This window comes from Nguyenibacter vanlangensis (genome assembly GCF_038719015.1).
GTDB classification, from domain to species: domain Bacteria; phylum Pseudomonadota; class Alphaproteobacteria; order Acetobacterales; family Acetobacteraceae; genus Gluconacetobacter; species Gluconacetobacter vanlangensis.
This window is the reverse complement of the sequence record NZ_CP152276.1, coordinates 4,475,070-4,493,641: the sequence shown is the minus strand read 5'-3', so window position 1 is coordinate 4,493,641 and position 18,572 is coordinate 4,475,070. Positions and strand designations below refer to the sequence as shown.

Here is an 18,572-nt window from a genome sequence, read left to right as displayed (position 1 = left end):
CCTGTCCCCGATGGTCCATGTTCCGAACGGCATGTCAGGCCGCTGCTTGTTTCCCCTTCATCAGGCCTGCGCAGTCAGCAGGATCTTCCCGAATCCCCCGCCGCGTTCCATTTCCGCATGGGCCGCCGCCGCCTGTGCGAACGGGAAGACGCGGTATACCAACGGCCGCAACGTGCCTTGCGCGAACAGCGGCAGGGCGCCCTCGGCGAAGCGGCGGATCATCGCGCGCTTCTCATCCACAGTGCGCGACTTCATGACCGTGCCGATCAGCCGCAGATGGTTGTGCAGCAGGAGATTCAGCGGAATGACCGCGTCGTCTTCCCCGCTCAGAATACCGACCTGCACCAGCCGGCCGCCTGGACGCAGGCTGCGCAGGTTGCGCGCAAGCCAGGCGCCGCCCACGAAGTCGATCACCGCATCCACCCCTCGGCCGTCCGTCTCTTCCCTGATCCGGGCTTCGAAATCCTCCGTCCGATAATCGAACACCATTGCGGCGCCAATCCCCCGGACCGCGTCGAGGCGCGATGCCGGAGCGGTCGCATAGACCCGCGCGCCCAAGGCGTGCGCCACCTGCACCACCGCCGATCCGACACCGCCGGCTGCGGCATGAACCAGCACGCTTTCGCCGGGCGCCAGCGCCGCGAGATGGGACGCCGCCTCCCAGGCGGTGACGAAGGATTCCATGATCGCGCCGGCATCAACCAGCGAAACCCCATCGGGCACCCGTGCCGCCATCCCCTGGTCGACGCGCGCGAACGCGGCATAGGCGCCGCCGCCGACGATCGCCATAACCCGTTCGCCTGGACGGAACGCCGTCACCGCGCAGCCGGTGGCGACCACCTCGCCGGCCAGTTCCAGGCCAAGCAAAGCGCTCTCGCCGAAATGCCGATCGCCGTAGAAGCCCTCGCGCTGCATCAGGTCGGCGCGGTTTACCCCAGCCGCCGCGACCCGGACCAGCAGGTCGTCCGGACGCAATTCCGGCATCGGCACGTCGGCCAGATGCAGCATTTCGGGCGCCCCGAAGCGATCATAAACGACGCCCTTCATCACACGGTCTCCGCCTGGCGGGCCAGCGCGCGACGCGCGATGGACGCGGCAAAGAGTGGCGTCTCGCGGCGGTTATGATCACCGCCCGCCGCCTGACGCGCGGCAGCGACGTCGTCATAGGCCAAGCCGTGCGCGGTGATGAACTGCATGAAATCCTCGGTGGGATGCGCGGTGACGCGATTGATGTATCGCGTGCGCTTGCCGTCGATCGCCTCGGCGATCAGTTCCCAGACGACATTGACCTGCGTGCGGCCGTTGGGCGTGAACACGTCGGAGATCGAATTCATCCGGCAATAGCTCGGAGTCGCCTCCTCGGCCACGTAATGCTGAACGACCAGCCCGGTGCCGATCATCTCGACATTGATCGACATGCGACGGCCATCCTCGGTGGTCGTGATGCCTGCCGCGATATGGTCGGGCGCGCAGCAGCGTAGATATTCCGTCTCCGGCAGGGTGAACAGCCAGTCGGCGATGTCGATCCGTTCCAGGGGAAGATCGATTTCGGCGCTGTAGGCGGACTGCGACAGAATATGATCGGTAAGGGCGACCATGATCCGAGACTCCTTTTCTTTTCGGTTCATGCCGGGGAGGGAGAGCCGTCCTCATCCGGTGGCCGGACCATGCGCCTGGCGGCGGTTCGTGATAACGCTCGGCGGATCTGAAACGGTTTTGCGCGGGACGCAAAGACAGGGGATGCAGCGTGAAGGATCCACGGTTCGCCGAACATCTGGCCGCCTTCGTGGATGTCGTGCGCGGCGGCAGTTTTTCGGCCGCCGCACGCCGGCGGGGCATGACACCCTCTGCGATCGTGCGCCAGATCGACGCGATGGAGCATGGGCTGGGCGTGACCCTGCTGGTGCGCTCGACCCGTGCCCTGACCCCGACCGACGCGGGCCGGCACCTGTTCGAACGCGGGCAGCGCCTGCTGGATGACCTGACCGACATCCACGCCGAGATCGCCGCATTCGACGGCGCTGTGGAAGGCATCCTGCGGCTGGCCTGCTTTCCGACCTTCGGCAAGCGCTACGTTATTCCAGTCCTGGAAGAGCTGATGATTGCCCATCCCGGCCTTGCGGTGGAACTCGACCTGACGGAGCGGATGGCGGACCCGGTGCTTGACCGGCTGGACGGCGTGATCCGTATCGGCGACCTGGCCGACAGCACGTTGATCGCAACCCGGCTGGCCGAGACGGCGCGCCTGCTTGTCGCCAGCCCCTCCTATCTGGCGACACATGGCATGCCGGAACGGGCTGCGGATCTGACGGTCCATCGCCTGCTCGACAAGTTGCATGGCGGCGACCTGCTGGGCTGGGCCGATGTGCTGGGCGGACCCGGGGCCGACGGCGCGGCATGCGCCTTCCGTTCGGACGATTTCGAGGCGCTTCGGCTGGCGGCCCTCGGTCATATGGGGGTCGGGTTTCTCCCGGCCTGGGTGGTCTGGGCCGACGTGCGAGCGGGTACGCTCGTCCGGCTATCGTGCGATGGCGAGCCCTGGAATGCCCGTCGCGCGGGAATCCACCTGCTGCGCGCCCTGCCGCGCCCTTCTCCACGGCTGAAGCTATTCACCGACGCCTTGCGGACTCATATCGGGTCCCCTCCCCTCTGGGAGTCCTGGACATCTCAGCATGCCGATGGGCGGCGGGAGAACGGGGGGCGGTGAGCGATCCGGCTCATCGCGGATATGGATGAGCTGGGGAGAACATCCGGCGGCAAGCGATGAATGCCGAGCGGGCCGCTCCCTCTTCCCCGGGCGGGGTTTTCACAAATGTTTCGCGCCGTAATGTGCATGCCAGGGCCGTTCCGGCTTCCTTCCTCCAGCCCTTTCTGCGAGATCGGCCGCCAGATGTCCGGGTTTGAATATTTTTCGATCGCCGCCCTGCTGATCGTGTTCGGGCTCTGCCTGTCGCTGCTTCTCTGCCAGGGCATTACCGGGGTTCCGCCGCTGTCGTCGCGTTCGGTCGAGGCCGCCGATGTCGTCGCGCTGTTGAAAGAGGCCGGCCTGGCCGAACACGCGATCGTGTATGAGCTGGGCTCCGGCTGGGGCGCGCTGGTGATCGCACTGGCGCGCGCTTTTCCCACGGCCCGGATCCGGGGGATCGAAATATCGCCCCTTCCCTATTGGATTGCGCGCCTGCGGACCCGCAACCTGCCCAACGTATCGCTACGGAGGGGGAATTTTTACGATTGCGACCTGACGGATGCGGCGGGCGTGACGTGCTATCTGATGATCCAGCCGATGCCGAAACTGGCGGGGTTCCTCGATCGCATGCTCGCGCCCGGCACGCCGGTGGTCTCGCTCTCCTTCCGGTTCCGCGACAGGGTGGTGGCCGCGTCCCGGGACACCGCCGGGCCTCTCGGCGCGGCGGCGCTGTATGTCTGGCCCGCGCGCCGGGCCGATGCCCCGGCGGATTGACGATCTTCGTCGCTTGATCGGCCCGCGTGCTGCGGTCAGGATGAATTGGCTGAAATCCTTCGGATCGCGTGCCTTGGATGGCGCGGCTGGTCAGGAGAGGTCGGGTCGAGGGAGGACGAGATGCCGCGTGCTGCAGGGGATCGTGCGATGCCGGGGTTCTGTCCCGTTCCATCGCGCTGTCCATCGATCGAGGCCGCCGGGGAACCCGCCGGTGCGCGTGTCCGGCAGGTCGGCTTGCCGTCGGCGTCGCGGCTGCGTTCGACCTATGCCCGCGCCGATTTTGCCGACGCGTTTTCGGTGGATCTGCCGGATGCCGCGTCCCATGACGTGGAGGTGCTCGCGCGGCACGTCTTCGCGCAGCCTGCCGCGTGGGTCGCGATGCTGCTGCGAGTCCGGGACGGTCTTGTACGGCCCTTCGGCATTCGGAGCACGGCCGGGCTTCGGGCCGGTGGCGGCGATCGGATCAATTTCTTTCGGGTGTACGCGCGGCATGATGGCGAAATCATCATCGGCGAGGACGATGCGCATCTCGATTTCCGCGTGTCGCTGCTCGTGCAGCCGGCCTCTCAAGGGCAGCCCCGCCGGCTGACGGTGACCACGCTCGTCTTCTATAATCGTCTGCTGGGGCGCGCGTATATTGCCCTTATCCTACCGTTTCATCGCAGGGTGGTGCGCGATTCGCTGGATCGCGCCCGGCAGCGCGGGTGGCCGGCCCGGTAGCGGCGATCCCGCCATGCGGCGGGCTTGGGGAAGGACGTGAATATGCCGCGCAAGAACGAAACCGAGCGCCGGATCGACATTGGCGCGATCGATATTGGCGCGATCGACGATGCCGTGCTCGCGCTGCTGTCCCTGACGCTGGATCGTGACGGCCGCGCCTGGAAAGGTTTCGACTGGGACGTGCTCGACCGTCTTTACCAGAAGGGCCTGATCGGCAACCCGGTCGGCAAGGCGAAATCCGTCGTGCTGACCGACGAGGGCTTCGCCCGGTCGCGCACGTTGTTCGAACGGTTGTTCATGCGAGACGGCAAGACGTGACCGGGAGGTCCTGACGCTCGGAGGGCGGGCGCTCTCGACAGCGTGGGGTGGGCGGCCTATGGGATGCCCTTGGCCGTCGCTTCGCCGCGCCGGATGGAAAGAGAGAGAGAGGGCTTCCCCGCATGTCGTCCGGCACACAGGGCCCGCCGCGGCAGGTTTCCCACCTGCCCCCGAGTCTGACGATCTGCGCGGTGGACGACATCATGCCGCAGCTTGCGGCGGATGCGCTGCGGCGGTCATGCCTGAAAATGCGGTTCGACAGGGCCGTGCTTCTGTCGTCGGCGCGGCCTGCGACGCTTGCGGCGGGGATCGAGCATGTCGCCATTCCCGCCCTTGCCAGCCGGGACGCGTATTCGCGCTTCATCCTGCGCGATCTTCATCATCATATCGACACGACCCATGTGCTGATCGTGCAATGGGATGGTTTCGTGCTGGATGGCACGGCGTGGGACGGGGCGTTCGCGGCCTATGACTATATCGGCGCGGTGTGGGACTGGCATGCGCAGCGCCGGGTCGGGAATGGCGGTTTCTCCCTTCGGTCGCGCAAGCTGCTGAAGGCGGCGGCGGAGATCGCGCCTGAGCAGACGGCCGGGCTGGGCGAGGACGAGATGATCTGTCGCGTGCTGGCCGCCCGGCTGGAGAGCGAATTCGGCATCGTTTTCGCGCCGGAGGCCCTGGCCCGCCGTTTCGCGTACGAGCGCGCGCTGCCGGATGGACGGACCTTTGGATTTCATGGTTTTTTCAATCTGTGGCGCCATCTTGGCGATGACGATCTGCTTGAGATCACCGCGGCACTGCCCGTGGGCCTGGTCAGGAGCCGTGAATTTCTGGAATATGCGGCCTGCTGCCTGGCGGTGAAAAAATATTCGGCCGCGCATGCCGCCATGCGGCGGCTGCTGGCCTGCGTGGACGGGGACGGGCTGGACGCGCATTTCCGCCAGGCCGGCGTGGCGCCGGAATTGGCCAAAATGCTTTTGGAGATATAGGGCGGACTGCGATGGGGTGGAACCGTCCCGTCACGCGATGCTGCCCGGCGGTCCGGCTGGGTTCGGACCGCCGACAGATCATTCACCGGTATGCCGTCATTGCGATTCCGGCGGGGTAATCGACGGTATTGATCGCCAGCCGGGAGAACCCCGCCTGGCAGACATAGGTCCACATGTCCGCGCCGAATTCCGCACGGACTTCCGACCCTCTGAACACCGGTTCATTAGACAGTGGCCGGAATCAGCCTGCTTCCCGATTGTGGTATAGTCGGCCTCTCGCGGATCGTCGCATACATGTCCCGACGACAACCCTCCGGGATATTGCTCCGCAGCGGCGCGTTGACGAAATCCGGCACCGAGAACCGGTGAGCATGTCTCCCCTCCAACGCGTCGCGGATGCGCTCACATTCAACGCCCGCCGGACTGTGTCGGCCACCCCCGACAACTGCTTCCATTATAACTCGTCTGTCAGCGGCTCAGGTTTCCCTCTATTCTTGATAAAATATTTTTAAGTTCATGAATTTCTGCCCTTATGTTCCGGAATATATGCTGCAAAAGATGTGTATTTTCGTGCAGCAAGCGCAATGTCGTCTGCTCGCCTTTTGAGGTCAGGGCAACAAGAACTTGACGTCGATCCTGCGGATCTTCCGCGACCTCAACATAAGCCTGGGCCAGAAGGGCCTCGACCAGGCCGGAAACGGTGGCGCGGCTTACCTTCAGCGTCTGGACGATCACACGGTGCGGAATGGGAGCATCCGCCGCCCATAGAATAACAAGGACTTGCCACCGCCCCGGCGTCAGAGCGTCTTTTTCCAGCCATCGCGTGAAGACATTATCCAATCCCTGCACGACAGAACGGAGGGAGAACATCAACTCAATGGCAGACATGGCATCGGCGTCGAGAACCGTCGCCATTTTTTGCCGGATATCTGCCGATATGACGGTTCTTTCGGAAGGTATCTGCATCTTGCCCTTGACTCTGTTAGCTGCCTTACAAATAGTCTGTAGGCCGTATAGGCTTACTGGGTAATCCGTCGATGGAAAAGTATCTTGATCCCTATAAACATATCAATGGACTAAGCCTCTTCCCGAGACGCGCCGCGCTATGAGCGAGGGCACCAATGCGGCTAGCGGAAGCTGGCGCCCTTCGGCAAATCCGTGGCTGATCGCGGTGACGGTCACGTTGGCCGCGTTCATGGAAATTCTGGACGGCACCATCATCAATGTCGCGCTACCACACATTTCCGGCGCCCTGGGCAGTTCCTATGACGATGCGACGTGGGCGCTCACCTCCTACCTCGTCGCCAACGGAATCGTGCTGACGATTTCGGCATGGTTTGGCAAAGTTTTGGGACGGAAGCGATATTTCATGATTTGTATCGCCATGTTCACGGTCTGCTCATTCATGTGCGGGCTTTCGACATCGTTGCCGATGCTGATCGTGTTCCGCCTGATGCAGGGCTTTTTCGGTGGCGGCCTACAGCCCAACCAGCAATCCATCATTCTTGATACCTTTCCACCGGACAAGCGCGGTGCCGCGTTCGGCCTGACCGCGATCGCGACGATCGTAGGTCCGATCATGGGACCGCTGCTCGGCGGTTATCTCGTCGATAATTTTTCATGGCGTTGGATTTTCTACGTCAATGTGCCCTTTGGCATTCTCACCATGATCGGGGTGGCGTTGCTCGTGGAGGACCCGCCGTGGGAGCGGCCGGCGCGTCAACCGGTGGACGTCATCGGGATTGCCTTGATCTCGCTCGGCCTCGGCGGCCTGGAGATCATGTGCGACCGCGGCGAGGACGAAGACTGGTTCGGCTCGTCTTTCGTCACCGCGATGGCCGTCTGTGGCGTCGCCGGCACCATCGGAGCCGTTGTCTGGCTCAGACGCGCTCGGCATCCCCTGGTCAATCTCGACATCTTCAAAGACCGGAATTTCGCGGCCGGGACGTTCCTGATGGGTATGATGGGCGCCGTGCTGTACGCTTCGGCGGTGATCGTGCCTCAATTTGCCCAGCAGGTGCTTGGCTACACGGCCACGCTGTCCGGACTTCTCCTGGCACCCGGCGGTACTGTCGTGATCCTGATGATTCCTGTCATCGGCCGCATGATGGGCGTCGTCCAGGTTCGCGCGATCATAGCCACAGGGTTCCTGGTGATGGGAGCCAGCATGTTTGCGTCGGCTCGTCTGACACCGGACATAGATTTTTCTCATCTTGTGTTATTTCGTATATTTCAGACAGCATCGCTCGGCTTTCTTTTCGTCCCGATTTCAACAGCCGCCTATTCGACATTACCCCGCGAATTGAACGCCGATGGGTCGGCAATATTCAGTATGGCCCGCAACTATGTGGGCTCACTCTCCATATCTCTTGCTACCGCGACAGTCATCCAGGCGCAGCAACGACAACAGGCCTATCTGGTGGATCGGATGTCTCCGTACAGGCCGGAATACCAGCATTATCTGGCCGTAGCGAAACAAGCCGCGCTCGATGCCGGAATGTCGCCCGCGAATGCAAGCCAATATGCTCCGTATCGGCTTTACCGGACCTTTATGAGCCAGGTCTCTCTCCTTGCCTATAACGAGGTCTTTATGATGATCGGGCTTCTCGCCTTCAGCGTTGTTCCGCTCTGTTTCTTCCTTTCGCCCGATCGAAAGCGGCGGAGCGCCGCCCCCGCCTCTATCCACTGATGGACAATTCAGGGCGATACAATCACGAGAGACGGGACTTCGCCCGCATACAGGCACGCACCACGAATCGGAAAGCTCGACCCCATCCCCATGAAGAATAGTCATCGTTCTTCCGTCTCGCGATGATAGCGCCTTGTCGCCATGAGGTTCCGCCATGCATTTCACGGTTGGACGGATCGCGCCGAATGAGAGCGATCGCTCCTTGCAAAAACAGGACCATTGCGTCATAATTGTAAGGTGCCTTACAGTTATGGCGCATCTCACGGGAGAACGAACATGACGCGCTCCGTTGCGGCGAAGATCACGACTATCGCCGAGTTTCCGTTGCACACCATGCCCGAGAATCTGGTCGTGCGTGCCGATGGGTCCATCCTGGTCGTCGCATCGCCCCAGTGCGAAGTTTGGTATGTGCCCGCCCCCACCGGCCCCCTGCCCGTCGAACCCTTGCTGCTGCATAGTTTCGACAAGACGCAACTGGCGCAGAGCTTTGTCGAGGCGGCGCCCGACATTTTCTATGTCTTCACTTATGGCGACGCGGTCCTGCACCGTTTCGACTTGCGCGGCTGGACTCCGGGTGAGAAGGTGACCCCCGCCAAGATTCTGCAATTCGAGCCGCCCGCCGGTCCGAACGGCAGCGCTCTGCTCGCCCCAGGCGTGATGCTTGTCGCCGACTGTGTCGAGGGCCTGATCTGGCGCGTTGATCTGACGGATGGAGGCGCCGGTGCCACGGCGCGGGTCTGGCTGAAGCACGACACGATGGCCGCGGGCGGCGGACACCCGCCCGTGAAGTTTTCTGAGACTCAGGAAGTTCCTTTCCCCGGGATCAATGGCCTGCGGTATGGTCCCAAGACCGGGTATGTTTATTATACGACCTCATCGCTGGGCCTATTCATGCGCGTCGCGGTCGATCCGGTAACGCTCGAACCTGTCGGCGAGCCTGAACATCTCATGGATATCGCGAACGTGGATGACCTCTGCCTCGATGAGAAGCGCGGCGTCGCCTATATCACGCGGCATCCCGATCACATTATCGAACGCGCGTCGCTCGAGCCCGGCGCGTCTGGTTCGGAGGCCGCTGCCGGCAGCCCCTTTACCGATGCCCTGATCGGCCCGACCAGCATCGATTGGGGCCGCGGGCCTGATGATTATGGCCGCGTCGCCTACGTCCCGACCGACGGTGGCGTAATCAAGCTCCCGTCGGACGGGGTTCTTCGCCCGGCCCGGTTAATCCGAGTCGAATTCGCCTGAGACGGTGCGTCGCGCTGAGCGCTGCACATACCATACGATCACGATCGAAACAGGACCAGTCTCGATGACCGAAACAAAATACGGCCCGGGAAAATACGGACTGGGCGGACGGCTGCCGCTTGTCCCCGCGGCGGCCATGACCAACGCGCAACGGGAACTTTACGATACGCTCCAGAAAAGCTGGATCGTCTTTGCCGACAAGATAGGAGTCAAGGCGACGACGGAGGACGGGAGCCTGATCGGCCCGTTCAACTTTTTCCTTCTGCACCCCGAGGTGACGGCGAAGCTGTCGGCTTTCCAGGAGGCCGAAGAAACCAATACGACACTTCCCAGGCGCGTGCGAGAAATCGTGATCATCACGGTCGGCGCGGTCTGGGGCGCCACGTATGAGCTTTATGCCCGAGGTCATGTGGCGCGCGAAGCCGGTCTGTCCGACAAGGCTCTCGCCGTCATCGCCTCCGGCGGCATTCCTGACGATTTGAGCGACGACGAAACGATCGCCGCGCGTCTCGCGCGCGAACTTGCGACCAGCCACCGTGTCGATGACGATCTGTATCAGTCCGCCGAGCAGGTCTTTGGCAGAACGGGCCTGTTCGACATCGTTGCCGTCATGGGCGTGTACCAGACGGTCTGCGCGGGGCTCGCGCTATTCGAGGTGCCCGCGCCCGCCTGACCCAATCCATATGACGAGCGACAAATACGAAGAGCATGTGGGACCAGCCGAGGTCCCGCATGGATTTTGAGAGAAGCTGACAGAGGCGTGCCGCGTGGAACATCTTCCTAATCCACGAAGTGTGCGAAATCGCATTGAGGGAGTCCCCGTGGTGGACAACGGGTCCGTGGGTTTCAATGGGAAGTTGGCGGCCTTCATAACAAGGATCGTCGGGTCGATGTGTTGCGCCTACGCATTTGCCGCGTTGGCGCTGGTCAGCTTGCCCGAGGCCATTCACCAGGGTGCGTTCGCGCTTGTTTCCTGGATATCGCAGACCTTTTTGCAGTTGGTCCTGCTTTCGGTTGTTATGGTCGGGCAGCAGGTCCTAACGAAGGCCTCCGACAAGCAGGCGTTGCAAACATTTCAGGATACTGAGGCGGTCCTTCGGCTCACCGACGAGATCCACAAGCTCGTCAAGATCAACAACGAATTGACCGATGAAATTCACCGTTCCGTCATTCTGGGTAGACAGAATTCATGATCCTACTGAACCCGTTGGACGATTTCCTGCCGCGCTTCGATTTCAGCGAGCGACATTGCATGGATATCTGTGCCCCGGCCAGTCGAATCATGAACGCGGTGACCCTCTGGCGGAACGAGGACGATCCGCTGGTTCGCGCCGCCATCCGCCTGCGGGAGACGCCCACCCGGCTGTTCGGTCGCGCGCGGCAACAGAATCTGGACCTCGCCGACTTCACGGTGCTGGAACGGCGGGGCGACACGGCACTGATCTATGGCCTCATCGGCTCGTTCTGGCAGGCGGATTACGGGCTGCGCGACATCCCCTCGACGGATGCCTTTCTCTCCTCTCGGGATGACGACGTCTGCAAGCTTGCCCTTGGCTTCTCCATCCAGTCGGGTCCGGGGAGCACCAACCGACTGGTGACGGAAACCCGCGTGCTTTGCGTCACAGACCGGGCCAGGCACCATTTCGCGCCCTACTGGTATCTGATCCGTCCGGTCAGTGGCCTGATCCGCCGCCGTATGCTCACGGCCATCCGGGATCGATCAGAGTCTCCGTCCCGTCACCATCGACGGGCGGCATTGCCATGAAGCTCTACGATTACCCCACCGCCCCCAATCCACGGCGTGTACGCTTCTTCGTCGCCGAGAAGGGACTGACGATCCCGACCGTCACGGTCGATCTGGCCAAGCGCGAGCAGTTCGCGTCCACATTCCGTGTCCTCAACCCTTCCTGCACCGTGCCTGTACTGGAACTGGACGACGGCACCGCGATCAGCGAGGTGACCGTCATTTGCCGGTATCTGGAAGAATTGCACCCCGATCCTCCTCTGATGGGTGACACGGCAGAACAGCGCGCCGTCATCGGCATGTGGGACCGGCGCATGGAAATCGACGGCTATCTCGCCGCGATGGAAGCGGTGCGAAACAGCCTGCCAGGGTTGGCGGGGCGTGCGCTCGTTGGACCGCATGGCTATGCGCAAATCCCGGAGCTTGCCGCCCGCGGACGCCAGAGGCTGGCCGATTTCATGGCCGACCTGAACATTCGGTTGCGCGACGTACCCTATGTCGCCGGCGATGCCTTCTCGATCGTCGACATCACGGCGTTCGTCACCTTGAATTTTGCCCGCGACCGCCTGAAGCTGGCATTGCTGGAAGAAGCTGCTGCCCTGCACGCCTGGTTCGCGCGCGTCGTAGGACGGCGAGGAGCGCAGGCATGACAGCTTTTGTCAATCAGCACCTTGAGTCCCACTGCCATAAGAGTGCGTCGTTCGACACATGCTTCCATGTCGTGACGGGTGGCCCCGGTTCCGGCAAGACAACGCTGCTCAAGGCTCTGGCTCGGCAAGGCATTCCTCATATGCCGGAAGCGGGACGCGCCATCATCAGAGATCAGATCGAAATCGGCGGCACAGCGCTCCCATGGCGGAACCGCCACGCTTTCGCTGAATTGATGCTAAGCTGGGAGCTACGCTCCTGGCATGAGGCATCCAGACGGAATGGACATATCCTGTTCGATCGCGGCATCCCAGATGTCATCGGATATCTCCGCCTGTGCGATCTTCCCGTTCCATCCCACCTTGATACTGCGGCGCGACGCTTCCGTTATCAACAGGTATTCATTGCCCCGCCGTGGGCGGAAATTTACACTCAGGACGCCGAACGAAAGCAGACCTTCGAAGAATCCAGCGCTACCTATGACGTTATGATCGAAACTTATCAACATTATGGCTATACCTTGAGGGAGCTTCCTCGGACACCCGTCGAAGATCGGACAAATTTCGTGATGCGAAGTTTAAGAGGAAATACATCCCCCCATAAGATTGATGCATGATTGAATAATGATGCCGGATCATTCCAATAAGTTTACAAAACTGAACAGTGTGTTCACCGACGACGGTACAAACGTCCGCCGACAATTTGTACTAGCCGGGCTTATTTTGACGACTTTCGAAAGATTCAAAAAATACACTATTGATCGGGTGGATGGTTTCTTTTCGCAGCATATCGAAATCAGCAATGGTGAGTTATGCTACATACGAGGGAACGAATTCAAACGATTGATTCGGGAAACCGGGAGCGGGAAAGATGGTCAGCATAGCAACAAGGCCTTTCGGGCCGCCCTACACTGGTTTTGTGATGCCAATGCAATCGACCTGGGCGAATTGAATGAGATAGAACGACTCTATACTATCAGGAATGAAATTGGACATGAACTTCTTCTGATACTTGCAGATGATCGCAAACTCCCTCTGACGCTTTCTGATGTCCTCTTTATTTTCTCCATATACGTAAAAATAGTTCGGTGGTGGATTAAAGAGATCGAAATGACGACCGAACCCGACATTACCCGAGACCAGTACGAATCCATTGATTGGCATCAGGTGGAAACAATAGATACCATTATTCTAAGAGAAATATTACAAAAGGCGCTATCCAATGATATTGAATGGAATAATCATCTCAATGCGATTTAGGTCGTGAACCCATAAATCGGAACGGCCGAGATGGACGGGAAGCGGGCATTCAAGAGCCATCCATACCTGGACATCTGAATGCCGCAACCGGTGTCGCTTGCCGGCCCAGACAATAATCCACTCAAGCCAGCGTGACGGCAAATGCTGGCTTTGCTGACACTGGTGCTTGCCATCGGGATAGGGGCTTGACCCAGGCGGAAGGCTCGCGCTAACTTGGATCCATGGATCCAAAGTCGATTTTCAGCGAGCTTCAGGATGAGATCGAGTCGGGCGAACTGGCGCCGGGCGTCGTGCTCAAGCAGGAGTTGATCGCCGAACGTTTCGGTGTCAGCCGCCAACCCGTCAGGCAAGCTCTGGACCGATTACTCGGGAGCGGTCTGGTCGTACGGCGCCCTGATCGAAGCCTAGCGGTCGCCATACTCTCAGAGCGGGAATCGGCCGAGCTTTGCGACCTTCGAGCTATTCTGGAGGTCGCTGCCCTGGAGCAATCGCTTCCGTCTCTTTCGCTCTCTGCCCTGCGGAAGGCTGAAAGGCTTAACGATGAGCTGAGCTCTGAGTACGACCCGTTACAGATTCTGGAACTCGACCAGCAGTTTCATCTCACCCTGTACAGCGGATGTGAGAATACGCGCTTGCTTCGGACGATAACGACGCTCCGCCGGGAATCGCGTCGGTCGACGATGCACCAGCAGCCCGGCGCCGAAGAGCGCATCAATTTTTTCGAGGAGCACGCGGCAATCGTCGCCGCATGTGCGAAGCGCGATTTCGAAGCTGCAGCCCAGCATTTGCGCCGTCATCTCACTCAGACGACGGCAAGACTTCTTTCCAAGCCGACAAAGGATCGATCATGAAAATGACCGTTGAGGTAAATTGGGATCGCGACGGAGCGATCTTCACCGACAAGCGCTACAGCCGCGCTCACATTTGGCGCTTTGACGGCGGACAGGTCGTGCCGGCATCGGCTTCGCCGCATATCGTTCCGCTTCCTTATTCGGTCGAGGCCAATGTCGATCCGGAAGAGGCCTACATCGCGGCAATTTCGAGCTGTCACATGTTGTGGTTTCTCTCCATCGCGGCTCCCAAGCGGATCGTTGTAGAAAGCTATACCGACAATGCGACCGGCGTGATGGAGAAGGTCGACGGAAAGATGATTGTCAGCCGCGTCGAACTGAATCCGACCATCATCTATGCGGGAGAGCCGCCGACCGCCGAAATGCAGGCGGAACTGCATCATCTAGCGCATGAACAGTGTTTTATCGCCAATTCCGTCAAAACGGAAATTACCATGGCGAGATGAGGGGCCTTCAGCGCATTCGTTGACTGGCGCAGAGGCTGTCAGGCATTGGGGGCGGACGGTCCCAATATCCAGATGATCGACAGCACCTGCGTTCGCGCTCATCAGCAGGCCGCGACGGCAAAAAGGGGGATCGAGATCATTGTCTTGGTCGATCACGCGGCGGGCTTACGCCCAAAATCCATGTTGTGGCAGACGCGCAAGGACTTCCGATCCGACTCGGTCTCACTGCTGGGCAGGCGCATGACGGACAGATCGTCGATACGCTTCTCGATCATCTGGGACCTCGCACCATCGTGTTGGCTGACAAAGCCTATGACGCCGACCGCATCCGCGAACTGATCCAAGAGCAGGGGGCCACGCCCAACATCCCTCCAAAGAGCAGCCGGCGCTGGAAGCCGTGCTTCAGCAAGCGGCTCTACCGCGAGCGCAATCTTATTGAGCGCTTTTTCTCCAAGCTGAAGCACTTCCGTCGCGTTGCCACTCGCTACGACAAACTGCCGCCAACTTCCTGGCCATGGTCCAACTGGCTTCAATGCGCCTGTCGCTTCGCGCTTATGAGGCTACGGCCTAAATTGACCATGCGTCGTTTCATAGATACTTTGAGCCATTCAAGCCCTTGTTTTTCCTCAACTACCCGGCGATATCCGGCACGCGGCCACTCGCGGCGCGTCGCGTCGTTCCGCCGCGTTGTCCCTCCCCCAGCATGACGCAAACGCGAACGTCCGGAAAGGACACGGATTACGCGAGCCGGGCTTGCCGGGTGAGGCGGGCTCGTCCAAGGTTCGAACGTGTTCCCGGCACCGCTTCACTGGACTATCGCCTGATGGCAACCATAGTGGCGAGGAGGTCAAGATGTTCAGCAGACAGGCTCGGATCTCGGGTTTCGGCGCGGGGCGCAGGATTGCGACGACGGCACGCGGTTATGACGTGCTGCGTGATCCCGCCCTTAACAAGGGCACTGCGTTCACGCGTCAGGAGCGGGCCGCGCTTGGCCTGAACGGGCTGCTTCCGCCGGCCGTCACGACGGATATGGAGCCCCAACTTGCGCGCGCCTATCGGGCGTACAGAGCGGCGCCGACGGATCTGGCGAAGCATATCTACATGTGGCGCCTGCACGACGACAACGTCACGCTGTTCTATGCGCTTCTGCAGCGGCATATGATGGACATGCTGCCCGTCGTGTATGATCCGGTCGTCGGGGAGGCAATCGAGAATTACAGCGAGGTGATGACGCGGCCGCGCGGCGTGTTCCTCAGCATCGACGATCCCGACAGCGTCGAGGAAAGGCTGGCGGCGTTCGGTGCCGGGGCCGACGATATCGATCTTCTCGTCGCGAGCGATGCCGAGGAAATCCTCGGTATAGGCGATTGGGGATCCAACGGCATCGATATCTCGATCGGTAAGCTGGCTGTCTACACCGCGGCGGCGGGGGTCGATCCGCATCGCGTCGTTCCGGTGATTCTGGATGTCGGGACGGACAACGAAAAATTGCTGAACGATCCGCTTTATATCGGCTACCGGCACAGTCGCGTTCGCGGCGATGCCTATGATGCGTTCATCGACGCCTATGTCACCGCGGCACGAAAGCTGTTCCCGAAGGCCATGCTGCACTGGGAAGATTTCGGTTCGACCAATGTGCGTCGCATCCTGGATCGTTATCGGAACACCGTTCCGACCTTCAACGATGACGTACAGGGCACGGGAGCCATCGTTCTGGGCGCCCTGATCAACGCCGTCGAACGCAGCGGGGCGTCATGGGCCGATCAGCGCGTGGTCATCCTCGGGGCCGGGACGGCGGGTGTCGGCATCGCCGATCAGATCCGCGACCAGATGGTCCGTCACGGGGTGGGCCGGCAAGACGCCGTGCGACGGATCTGGCTGGTGGATCTTCCTGGTCTGCTGACCGATGGCATGGGCGACGACCTGCTTGATTTCCAGAGGGATTACGCGCGACCGGAGGCGGAAATCGCGCAGTATCCACGGACGCCGTGCGAAACGTTGCCCGCGACGGAAACGCGCTGGCCGGCCATGGCCGGGCTTCGCGCCAAGATCGCCTCGGCCCCCGGCATCATCGATCTCGCGACGGTCGTGAAGGCCGTGCATCCGACCATCCTGATCGGGACCTCGACGACGCCGCATCTGTTCACCGAAGCCATCGTACGTGACATGGCGTCTCACGTTGAACGGCCGATCATCCTTCCGCTGTCGAACCCGACGCAACTGCATGAGGCCACGCCCATGCAGTTGATCGAATGGACTGACGGAAAGGTTCTGGTGGCGACCGGCGCGCCGTTCGACGATGTCGAACACAAGGGCGTCACCTACACGATCGGGCAGGCCAACAATGCCGCGCTCTATCCGGGCCTGGGTTTCGGGACCATCGTCTCGCGCGCGACAACGGTGTCCGACGCGATGATTTTCGCGGCCGCGCAGGCCGTGGCCGGGCAGGCCACGGATACGGCGCCCGGCGCCGCCCTGCTGCCTTCGAACGAAGATTTGCGGGAGACGTCCAGCGTCGTCGCCGTGCAGGTGGCGCGCAAGGCGATCGAACAGGGGCTGGCACAGGAGAAGCCGGACAATGTCGTCGAAGCCGTCCGCGAGCGGCAATGGTGGCCCGTTTACAACCCGGTCGAGGCTGTCTGAGGAGGCTGCCTGAGTCCGGGCCGCTTGTTGCGATCAAGCCCGACGCCTCCATTAGGGCATTTCGGCTGGACACCGGTTCAGTGAAAATACCCTAAATTATTATTTTACCTAGAATTTTCGCCCCTTCAAACGAGTCCGTTCGAACGGCGGTTGGATCAGATCGCCGCCAGCCGGACATATGGTCATCTCCGTCGTTCGATGTGGACAGTACGTTCGGGAGCCTGCCCGATTTCGTGCTTTTCATATTCGTACAGATGTATTACATATGTACTGCAATCAGGGAGGCAACCATGTCCGCTGTGACATTCCGCGTCGACGATACCCTCAAGGCCGCCGCCGTTGCGAAGCTGTCGGCGCAAGGCATGTCCCTGTCCGACGTGCTGCGCGACACCCTGGCCTATATCGCCGAGACTGGTCAGCCGCCCGTCAAGCGGCGGCTCGTGACCGACGAGGACGCGAGGCTGATCGAAATCGTCCGCGAACGCCTCGCCGACCCCGCGCCGCGCCATCGCATGACGCTGGCGGAATTGAAGGCCCGTCATCCGGATGACTGAATACGCGATCGAATTCGACGATCGCGCACTCCGGCAATGGGACGATCTGGACGGGAGCGTTCGCGCCGCATTGGTTGCAGCAGGTTCCGTGCTGATGGGCGATACAGGATTGCTCGGGAGGTGAAAGCTGCTGTTTCATTTGGCGGTCACAGATTTTTCTCCGCCGTCAGGGCGTTCTGCTGGCCGGGGCGTGCCGCGAGATAGGCCGCGATGGCCTGATGGCTTTCGTTGACCATCCGTTCGAGCGCCGCGATCTGTTCGTCTTTCTGTTTGAGTGTCTGAAGCAGGGTATTGATGATCTGCATGTCGGGCGTCATGTCGAACGGTTTCTGGAGCACGCCGATATCGGGCGCCGCGCGGACGCCGCCCGCGCCCGGCAGGGTGCTGCTGATCGGCACCGCATCGGCGGTGCCGGCGCCCTTGCGGAAGACCAGCACCATATCGTTCCAGCCATCCGCCGAGCGTGGCGCGACGAAGCTTTCCATCAGGTGCACGTCCATTCCCTGCCGCCGGCCCCAGGTGACGAGGGACAGTCCGCAGTCCGGATAGAATCGCCAGCAATCGCGCGGATAGGGATGGTACCAGCCATTGCTCGGCGCGTTCACGTAAAGATAGCCGCCGGGACGGAGCACGCGCAGCGTTTCGAGGAAAATCAGCCAGAACATGTCGCTATGTTCGAAGCAGGAAGAACTGACCACCGCGGAAAAGGTGCAATCATCAAACGGCAGGACATAGGGGTCCGCGAGCACGAGATCGACGCCGGGGCCGGCGTCCATATCGACGCCGGTATAACGCATTGCCGGACTGCAAACGGAACGCAGCGATCCGTTGACGTCCATCGATCCGAGGTCAAGGATGTGAGGGTCCTCGGCCCCCGAAGCATAATGCATGAAGAAACGGCGGCCAAGTTCAAGGGCTGTATCGTGCACTTGCAAAATTCCTGTTGCATCGTCCCGGCATTGAGACGCCCGCCGGTGAAAACATCCACGCGCGTCTGGTGATATCC

At 61.2% G+C, this 18,572-nt stretch carries 22 protein-coding genes and 1 pseudogene; 19 read left to right on the top strand and 4 right to left on the bottom strand.

What is annotated here, in order from left to right:
• Positions 1-60: 60 nt before the first annotated feature.
• Both AAC691_RS21000 and AAC691_RS20995 read right to left on the bottom strand, forming a co-directional pair.
• Positions 61-1,047: an NAD(P)H-quinone oxidoreductase gene (locus AAC691_RS21000; protein ID WP_176638981.1), complete on the bottom strand. Its 987-nt coding sequence runs from the start codon at positions 1,045-1,047 to the stop codon at positions 61-63.
• Positions 1,047-1,598, bottom strand: coding sequence for a hypothetical protein (locus AAC691_RS20995; RefSeq protein ID WP_342628349.1), 552 nt, complete (start codon positions 1,596-1,598; stop codon positions 1,047-1,049). Before AAC691_RS20995 ends, AAC691_RS21000 begins: the two co-directional genes overlap by 1 nt.
• A 149-nt stretch (positions 1,599-1,747) precedes the next feature.
• Between AAC691_RS20995 and AAC691_RS20990 the strand changes: the two genes are divergently transcribed.
• The 5 genes from AAC691_RS20990 (at position 1,748) to AAC691_RS20970 (ending at position 5,484) form a co-directional block, all read left to right on the top strand.
• The gene (locus tag AAC691_RS20990; protein WP_176638979.1) at positions 1,748-2,707 is read left to right on the top strand and encodes a LysR family transcriptional regulator; all 960 of its coding nucleotides are present in this window, start codon (positions 1,748-1,750) and stop codon (positions 2,705-2,707) included.
• Between the two features lie 183 nt (positions 2,708-2,890).
• Positions 2,891-3,460 carry a class I SAM-dependent methyltransferase gene (locus AAC691_RS20985; protein ID WP_342628348.1) on the top strand — a complete coding sequence of 190 codons (570 nt, stop codon included), beginning with the start codon at positions 2,891-2,893 and terminating at the stop codon, positions 3,458-3,460.
• Positions 3,461-3,580: 120 nt separating this feature from the next.
• Entirely contained in the window at positions 3,581-4,180 is a 600-nt protein-coding gene (locus tag AAC691_RS20980; RefSeq protein ID WP_342628347.1) for a DUF2867 domain-containing protein, read from the top strand.
• Positions 4,181-4,222: 42 nt separating this feature from the next.
• The gene (locus tag AAC691_RS20975; RefSeq protein ID WP_342628346.1) at positions 4,223-4,498 is read left to right on the top strand and encodes a DUF6429 family protein; all 276 of its coding nucleotides are present in this window, start codon (positions 4,223-4,225) and stop codon (positions 4,496-4,498) included.
• Between the two features lie 122 nt (positions 4,499-4,620).
• A complete protein-coding gene (locus tag AAC691_RS20970; protein WP_342628345.1) occupies positions 4,621-5,484 on the top strand; it encodes a DUF5672 family protein in 864 nt (287 codons plus the stop codon).
• A gap of 468 nt (positions 5,485-5,952) precedes the next feature.
• Here the strand turns inward: AAC691_RS20970 and AAC691_RS20965 are convergent, their stop codons facing one another.
• On the bottom strand, positions 5,953-6,450 hold the full coding sequence (locus tag AAC691_RS20965) for a MarR family transcriptional regulator (RefSeq protein ID WP_342628344.1): 498 nt from the start codon (positions 6,448-6,450) through the stop codon (positions 5,953-5,955).
• 139 nt (positions 6,451-6,589) lie between these two features.
• On the opposite strand from AAC691_RS20965, the gene AAC691_RS20960 reads away from it, so the two are divergent.
• The 14 genes and pseudogenes from AAC691_RS20960 to AAC691_RS20895 all read left to right on the top strand — a co-directional run bounded on the left by AAC691_RS20960 (position 6,590) and on the right by AAC691_RS20895 (position 17,690).
• Complete coding sequence (locus AAC691_RS20960; protein ID WP_342628343.1) at positions 6,590-8,173, top strand: DHA2 family efflux MFS transporter permease subunit; 1,584 nt, start codon at positions 6,590-6,592, stop codon at positions 8,171-8,173.
• Between the two features lie 276 nt (positions 8,174-8,449).
• Positions 8,450-9,421, top strand: coding sequence for a hypothetical protein (locus tag AAC691_RS20955; protein ID WP_342628342.1), 972 nt, complete (start codon positions 8,450-8,452; stop codon positions 9,419-9,421).
• A gap of 136 nt (positions 9,422-9,557) precedes the next feature.
• Complete coding sequence (locus AAC691_RS20950; RefSeq protein ID WP_342628341.1) at positions 9,558-10,094, top strand: carboxymuconolactone decarboxylase family protein; 537 nt, start codon at positions 9,558-9,560, stop codon at positions 10,092-10,094.
• Positions 10,095-10,242: 148 nt separating this feature from the next.
• Positions 10,243-10,614 (top strand): hypothetical protein, encoded by a 372-nt coding sequence (locus tag AAC691_RS20945; protein ID WP_342628340.1) that lies wholly within the window; start codon positions 10,243-10,245, stop codon positions 10,612-10,614.
• Entirely contained in the window at positions 10,611-11,186 is a 576-nt protein-coding gene (locus tag AAC691_RS20940; RefSeq protein WP_342628339.1) for a hypothetical protein, read from the top strand. The genes AAC691_RS20945 and AAC691_RS20940 overlap by 4 nt, the downstream gene beginning before the upstream one ends.
• Positions 11,183-11,815 carry a glutathione S-transferase N-terminal domain-containing protein gene (locus AAC691_RS20935; RefSeq protein ID WP_342628338.1) on the top strand — a complete coding sequence of 211 codons (633 nt, stop codon included), beginning with the start codon at positions 11,183-11,185 and terminating at the stop codon, positions 11,813-11,815. The genes AAC691_RS20940 and AAC691_RS20935 overlap by 4 nt, the downstream gene beginning before the upstream one ends.
• Positions 11,812-12,429, top strand: coding sequence for an AAA family ATPase (locus tag AAC691_RS20930; RefSeq protein ID WP_342628337.1), 618 nt, complete (start codon positions 11,812-11,814; stop codon positions 12,427-12,429). Before AAC691_RS20935 ends, AAC691_RS20930 begins: the two co-directional genes overlap by 4 nt.
• Positions 12,430-12,436: 7 nt before the next feature.
• Positions 12,437-13,072: a hypothetical protein gene (locus AAC691_RS20925; protein WP_342628336.1), complete on the top strand. Its 636-nt coding sequence runs from the start codon at positions 12,437-12,439 to the stop codon at positions 13,070-13,072.
• 221 nt (positions 13,073-13,293) lie between these two features.
• Entirely contained in the window at positions 13,294-13,923 is a 630-nt protein-coding gene (locus tag AAC691_RS20920) for a GntR family transcriptional regulator (protein ID WP_342628335.1), read from the top strand.
• Positions 13,920-14,369: an OsmC family protein gene (locus AAC691_RS20915; protein ID WP_342628334.1), complete on the top strand. Its 450-nt coding sequence runs from the start codon at positions 13,920-13,922 to the stop codon at positions 14,367-14,369. Before AAC691_RS20920 ends, AAC691_RS20915 begins: the two co-directional genes overlap by 4 nt.
• Before the next feature lie 51 nt (positions 14,370-14,420).
• Positions 14,421-14,940: pseudogene (locus AAC691_RS20910) on the top strand (IS5 family transposase); the annotation flags it as partial.
• Positions 14,941-15,221: 281 nt separating this feature from the next.
• On the top strand, positions 15,222-17,012 hold the full coding sequence (locus tag AAC691_RS20905; protein WP_342628333.1) for an NAD-dependent malic enzyme: 1,791 nt from the start codon (positions 15,222-15,224) through the stop codon (positions 17,010-17,012).
• A gap of 290 nt (positions 17,013-17,302) precedes the next feature.
• The gene (locus AAC691_RS20900) at positions 17,303-17,566 is read left to right on the top strand and encodes a type II toxin-antitoxin system RelB/DinJ family antitoxin (protein ID WP_110557921.1); all 264 of its coding nucleotides are present in this window, start codon (positions 17,303-17,305) and stop codon (positions 17,564-17,566) included.
• On the top strand, positions 17,559-17,690 hold the full coding sequence (locus tag AAC691_RS20895; RefSeq protein WP_342628332.1) for a hypothetical protein: 132 nt from the start codon (positions 17,559-17,561) through the stop codon (positions 17,688-17,690). The genes AAC691_RS20900 and AAC691_RS20895 overlap by 8 nt, the downstream gene beginning before the upstream one ends.
• 22 nt (positions 17,691-17,712) lie before the next feature.
• On the opposite strand, the gene AAC691_RS20890 is transcribed toward AAC691_RS20895, so the two are convergent.
• The gene (locus AAC691_RS20890; protein ID WP_342628331.1) at positions 17,713-18,363 is read right to left on the bottom strand and encodes a class I SAM-dependent methyltransferase; all 651 of its coding nucleotides are present in this window, start codon (positions 18,361-18,363) and stop codon (positions 17,713-17,715) included.
• Positions 18,364-18,572: the final 209 nt, after the last annotated feature.

Coding starts and splice junctions, on each gene's coding strand:
- AAC691_RS20980 (WP_342628347.1), top strand. CDS start 3,581: ATGCCGCGTGCTGCAGGGGATCGTGCGATGCCGGGGTTCTGTCCCGTT.
- AAC691_RS20905 (WP_342628333.1), top strand. CDS start 15,222: ATGTTCAGCAGACAGGCTCGGATCTCGGGTTTCGGCGCGGGGCGCAGG.
- AAC691_RS20930 (WP_342628337.1), top strand. CDS start 11,812: ATGACAGCTTTTGTCAATCAGCACCTTGAGTCCCACTGCCATAAGAGT.
- AAC691_RS20935 (WP_342628338.1), top strand. CDS start 11,183: ATGAAGCTCTACGATTACCCCACCGCCCCCAATCCACGGCGTGTACGC.
- AAC691_RS20965 (WP_342628344.1), bottom strand. CDS start 6,450: ATGCAGATACCTTCCGAAAGAACCGTCATATCGGCAGATATCCGGCAA.
- AAC691_RS20925 (WP_342628336.1), top strand. CDS start 12,437: ATGATGCCGGATCATTCCAATAAGTTTACAAAACTGAACAGTGTGTTC.
- AAC691_RS20975 (WP_342628346.1), top strand. CDS start 4,223: ATGCCGCGCAAGAACGAAACCGAGCGCCGGATCGACATTGGCGCGATC.
- AAC691_RS20900 (WP_110557921.1), top strand. CDS start 17,303: ATGTCCGCTGTGACATTCCGCGTCGACGATACCCTCAAGGCCGCCGCC.
- AAC691_RS20970 (WP_342628345.1), top strand. CDS start 4,621: ATGTCGTCCGGCACACAGGGCCCGCCGCGGCAGGTTTCCCACCTGCCC.
- AAC691_RS21000 (WP_176638981.1), bottom strand. CDS start 1,047: ATGAAGGGCGTCGTTTATGATCGCTTCGGGGCGCCCGAAATGCTGCAT.
- AAC691_RS20955 (WP_342628342.1), top strand. CDS start 8,450: ATGACGCGCTCCGTTGCGGCGAAGATCACGACTATCGCCGAGTTTCCG.
- AAC691_RS20895 (WP_342628332.1), top strand. CDS start 17,559: ATGACTGAATACGCGATCGAATTCGACGATCGCGCACTCCGGCAATGG.
- AAC691_RS20940 (WP_342628339.1), top strand. CDS start 10,611: ATGATCCTACTGAACCCGTTGGACGATTTCCTGCCGCGCTTCGATTTC.
- AAC691_RS20985 (WP_342628348.1), top strand. CDS start 2,891: ATGTCCGGGTTTGAATATTTTTCGATCGCCGCCCTGCTGATCGTGTTC.
- AAC691_RS20890 (WP_342628331.1), bottom strand. CDS start 18,363: ATGCGTTATACCGGCGTCGATATGGACGCCGGCCCCGGCGTCGATCTC.
- AAC691_RS20920 (WP_342628335.1), top strand. CDS start 13,294: ATGGATCCAAAGTCGATTTTCAGCGAGCTTCAGGATGAGATCGAGTCG.
- AAC691_RS20960 (WP_342628343.1), top strand. CDS start 6,590: ATGAGCGAGGGCACCAATGCGGCTAGCGGAAGCTGGCGCCCTTCGGCA.
- AAC691_RS20950 (WP_342628341.1), top strand. CDS start 9,558: ATGACCAACGCGCAACGGGAACTTTACGATACGCTCCAGAAAAGCTGG.
- AAC691_RS20915 (WP_342628334.1), top strand. CDS start 13,920: ATGAAAATGACCGTTGAGGTAAATTGGGATCGCGACGGAGCGATCTTC.
- AAC691_RS20995 (WP_342628349.1), bottom strand. CDS start 1,598: ATGGTCGCCCTTACCGATCATATTCTGTCGCAGTCCGCCTACAGCGCC.